The sequence below is a fragment of the Streptomyces europaeiscabiei genome, assembly GCF_001550375.1.
GTDB lineage: Bacteria > Actinomycetota > Actinomycetes > Streptomycetales > Streptomycetaceae > Streptomyces > Streptomyces europaeiscabiei.
Genome location: NZ_LRTR01000543.1, coordinates 1 through 3,397 on the forward strand (window position 1 = coordinate 1; position 3,397 = coordinate 3,397).

The 3,397-nt window shown below is 71.6% G+C and carries 6 protein-coding genes and 2 pseudogenes; 5 read left to right on the plus strand and 3 right to left on the minus strand.

Translation table 11 applies throughout. The features are described from left to right. The 3 genes and pseudogenes from AWZ10_RS26690 to AWZ10_RS26700 all read left to right on the plus strand — a co-directional run. Positions 1–227: pseudogene (locus AWZ10_RS26690) on the plus strand (hypothetical protein); the annotation flags it as partial. Positions 228–340: 113 nt separating this feature from the next. Beyond that, positions 341–811, plus strand: a complete 471-nt coding sequence (locus AWZ10_RS26695; RefSeq protein WP_060892211.1) for an SHOCT domain-containing protein — start codon at positions 341–343, stop codon at positions 809–811. 33 nt (positions 812–844) lie between these two features. Beyond that, positions 845–1,261: a DUF7144 family membrane protein gene (locus AWZ10_RS26700; protein WP_060892212.1), complete on the plus strand. Its 417-nt coding sequence runs from the start codon at positions 845–847 to the stop codon at positions 1,259–1,261. Here AWZ10_RS26700 and AWZ10_RS48140 read toward each other — a convergent pair. From AWZ10_RS48140 to AWZ10_RS26710, 3 genes are all read right to left on the minus strand, one after another. Continuing rightward, positions 1,258–1,695 carry a hypothetical protein gene (locus AWZ10_RS48140; RefSeq protein ID WP_244172555.1) on the minus strand — a complete coding sequence of 146 codons (438 nt, stop codon included), beginning with the start codon at positions 1,693–1,695 and terminating at the stop codon, positions 1,258–1,260. The genes AWZ10_RS26700 and AWZ10_RS48140 overlap by 4 nt on opposite strands. Positions 1,696–1,859: 164 nt before the next feature. Then, the gene (locus AWZ10_RS55170) at positions 1,860–1,988 is read right to left on the minus strand and encodes a hypothetical protein (RefSeq protein WP_276145856.1); all 129 of its coding nucleotides are present in this window, start codon (positions 1,986–1,988) and stop codon (positions 1,860–1,862) included. A 69-nt stretch (positions 1,989–2,057) separates the two neighbouring features. Further along, positions 2,058–2,633, minus strand: coding sequence for a TerD family protein (locus tag AWZ10_RS26710; protein ID WP_060892213.1), 576 nt, complete (start codon positions 2,631–2,633; stop codon positions 2,058–2,060). A 161-nt stretch (positions 2,634–2,794) separates the two neighbouring features. Here AWZ10_RS26710 and AWZ10_RS26715 point away from each other — a divergent pair, with 161 nt between their 5' ends. Then, positions 2,795–3,181 carry a BlaI/MecI/CopY family transcriptional regulator gene (locus AWZ10_RS26715; protein WP_060892214.1) on the plus strand — a complete coding sequence of 129 codons (387 nt, stop codon included), beginning with the start codon at positions 2,795–2,797 and terminating at the stop codon, positions 3,179–3,181. A 29-nt stretch (positions 3,182–3,210) separates the two neighbouring features. Beyond that, a pseudogene (locus tag AWZ10_RS53925) lies at positions 3,211–3,397 on the plus strand (M56 family peptidase); the annotation flags it as partial.

The following is a 3,397-nucleotide window of genomic DNA, read 5'->3' on the forward strand; positions in this document are numbered from 1 at the left end:
GGATGAGCACCGGGCGGACCGGACGCCGGCTCGCCGCCCACCCCCGCTGGACCAGCGGCATCGTGCTCGGGGCGGGCGCCCTGGCGCTGCTCCTGTGGAACCGCCCCACGGTCGGCGCGGTCGTCCTCGTCGCCGTCCTGGTCGTGGTCGTACTGGCGGCCGCGGCGGTCTTCGCCTCCGCGGGGGACCCCGCCCCGGACGACACCGGTCTCACCCGCCCGGGGTGAGGCCGACCGACCCTTGCCGTGGGCATGCTGGGAGTGGCGCCGAGGACGGTGCCATGGGCGCGCCTGGGACGGCAGAACACCTGCCGGGCGATCGTCCGGGACGGAGGAGAGACATGAGTGGTCAGACGTACCTCGCGTACGACTACCCGCTGCTGAGCGTCTTCTGGTCCATGCTGTTGCTGTTCCTGTGGATCATGTGGTTCGTGCTGCTCTTCCGAGTCGTCGTCGACATCTTCCGCGACGACGACATGAGTGGCTGGGCCAAGGCGGGCTGGCTGGTCTTCACGGTCCTGCTGCCGTTCCTGGGCGTGTTCGTCTATGTGATCGCCCGCGGCAAGAACATGGGCAGCCGCGAGGTGGCCCAGGCGCGTGCGCAGCAGGCGGCCTTCGACTCCTACGTCCGGGAGACGGCCAGGAGCGGAGGCGGACACCCCAGCAGTGTCGACGAACTCGCCCGACTGTCCGAGATCCGCTCACGCGGCGACATCACGGACGACGAGTTCCGCCGCGCGAAGGAACTGGTCCTCAGCGGCCACGGCGCTTCGGCGGGTACGGGCGCAGGCCCGTCCGCCGCCGGGCGTTGAGCACACCGCACGACACCGAATCGAGGTAGCGGTATGACCGCCACACACACCGGGCACATGCGTCAGACCAAGCGGTCACGGCCCTTCGCGGAGGGCCTGACAGTCTTCGCGGCGATCATGCTGATGATCGCGGGCGTCCTCGGCGTCTGTCGGGGCATCATGGCCGTCGCCGAGGACGAAGTCTTCGTCACGACCCGCAACTACGTCTTCGAGTTCGACCTCACCGGCTGGGGCTGGGTCCATCTCGCCCTGGGCGCCGTGGCCGTCCTCGTCAGCCTGGGTCTCTTCCAGGCGTCCCTGTGGGCCCGTGTCGCCGGAGTCGCCATCGCCGGCCTCATCATCATCGCGAACTTCCTGTCCCTGCCGTACTACCCCGTCTGGTCCATCGTGATGATCGCCTTCTCGGCCTTCATCATCTGGGCCCTGTGCGTGGTCAAGCGGGACGACTAGGGGGACTCGCGCCACTGACCCGGCCGGACGGTGCGTCCGCTCAGTCCGAAGCCACGGGACCCGTCCGCCGCAGGGGACGGAGGGACGGGTCCTCGTGGAGACAGCGGCGCAGGTGAGGGAGCATGCCGCCGGCGCAACAGCGCCTGCTGCCACACCAGTTGGGCCTGCTCCGGCCGAGCGGGCCGCGCCGGGTCACCGGGGCCGCGCAGCGCCGTACGGCACGGCGCGGCGATCGTCGGCAGGGCGCTCGCGGCCGCGAAGAGGGCGAGGGTCCAGCCGGCGGCCACGAGCGAACCGGGCAACGTGCCCCGCGCGCCGCCCAGTTGGAGGAGGTGGCCGAGCGCGAGCACGACCGCGGCGGAACAGGCGGCCAGGGAGGGCGTGAGCACCGCCACCACTGACAGCGACTCGGCGTCGGCGGCGCGACGCCACACCCGCCCCTCGGTATCCTCGGCAGCGACGGCAGCCGGTGTGTCACCGGTCCGCCCGGCCACGACAGCGTTCGCGTCCCCGCCCCTCCGCCCGGCACCGGCCGTATCCTCCGCCCCTCCGCCCGGCACCGGCAGGGGACGCGAGCGCGGTGCGATACGTGCGGTACTCAGCCCGCGCCGGCCGCCACGATCGTGTCCGCGTCCGTCGGCGCACGGACCCGCCGTACGGCCGCACCGCTGGGGTCGGCGCGCTGGACGTCCCGGATGTCCGGGGCGTCCAGCGCCTGGCCCAGCACGGCCTCGAAGTCCGCCCGGTCCTCGGGACGGAGGCCGGTCGGGCGATACGGCCCCGTCGCCGGGTCGCCTCAGATGTTGACGCCGAAGTCCGAGGCGATCCCGGCCAGCCCCGAGGCGTAGCCCTGCCCGACGGCACGGAACTTCCACTCGGCGCCGTTGCGGTACAGCTCGCCGAAGACCATGGCCGTCTCGGTGGCCGCGTCCTCCGACAGGTCGTAGCGGGCGATCTCGGCGCCGCCCGCCTGGTTCACGACGCGGATGAAGGCGCCGCGCACCTGGCCGAAGCTCTGGCCCCGGTTCTCGGCGTCGTGGATCGAGACCGGGAAGACGATCCGGTCGACCTCGGCGGGCACGGCCGCGAGGTTCACCTTGACCGACTCGTCGTCGCCCTCGCCCTCACCGGTGAGGTTGTCACCGGTGTGCTCGACCGAACCGTCCGGGCTGGTGAGGTTGTTGTAGAAGATGAAGTGCCCGTCGGAGAGCACCTTCCCGGAGGCGTCGAGCAGCAGCGCCGACGCGTCGAGGTCGTAGTCGGTGCCGGTGGTCGTGCGCACGTCCCAGCCCAGACCGACCAGGACGGCCGTCAGGCCAGGTGCCGCCTTGCTGAGCGAGACGTTGCCGCCCTTGGACAGGGAAACTCCCACGGTGGACTCCTTCTTGATGTCTTGGTTGCACTGCTGGCGTTCCGCGCGATTCGAAATCTACAGCACTGTAGAAGATGAGTGGGGGTATTTCGACAATCCCCCTTCTACAATCCTGTAGAGACTACGATGCGGATCGACCGGCAGGCGGAAAGGGGACAGGCGTGACGGACCAGCAGCGTCCCCGGCGGCGCGGCCAGGGTGAGCTGGAAGCGCTCGTCCTGTCCGCGCTGCGCGAGGCGCACGGCCCCGAGAGCGCGGGGTGGGTGCAGGAACGCCTCGGCGGGGACCTCGCCTACACGACGGTCATCACGATCCTGACCCGGCTGCTGGCCAAGGGCGCGGTGACCCGGGAGCGTTCCGGCCGCTCCTTCGCGTGGACCCCGGCCTCCGACCAGGCGGGCCTGGCCGCGCACCGGATGCGCAGGGTCCTCGACGGCGAGAGCGACCGCGAGGCCGTGCTGGCCAGCTTCGTCACTTCCCTGGAGCCGGACGACGAGCGTCTGCTGCGCGAGCTGCTCGGGCGGGCGAGGGCCGAAGGGGACGCCTGAGGCCTCGTGGGTGTTCGTCCTTCTCAGTGGTGTGCCGCACGGTCTGCCTTGCCCTGGCCCTGCTGATGAGGGTCGGCGTGGCCCGGCTGCCCGCCACCCCCTTGCCCGACGGCTGGTCCGACGCCGATGTGCGCGCGGCGGTGCCGTACGACGAGGTCGCCGGCCGGCCGGCGCTTCTCGCCGTGCTGCCGGTCTGCGGCCGGACCCTGTGGCGGC

Excerpts from the sequence above, each read along its gene's own strand:
- AWZ10_RS26700 (WP_060892212.1), top strand. The coding sequence starts at position 845 with ATGACCGCCACACACACCGGGCACATGCGTCAGACCAAGCGGTCACGG.
- AWZ10_RS26695 (WP_060892211.1), top strand. The coding sequence starts at position 341 with ATGAGTGGTCAGACGTACCTCGCGTACGACTACCCGCTGCTGAGCGTC.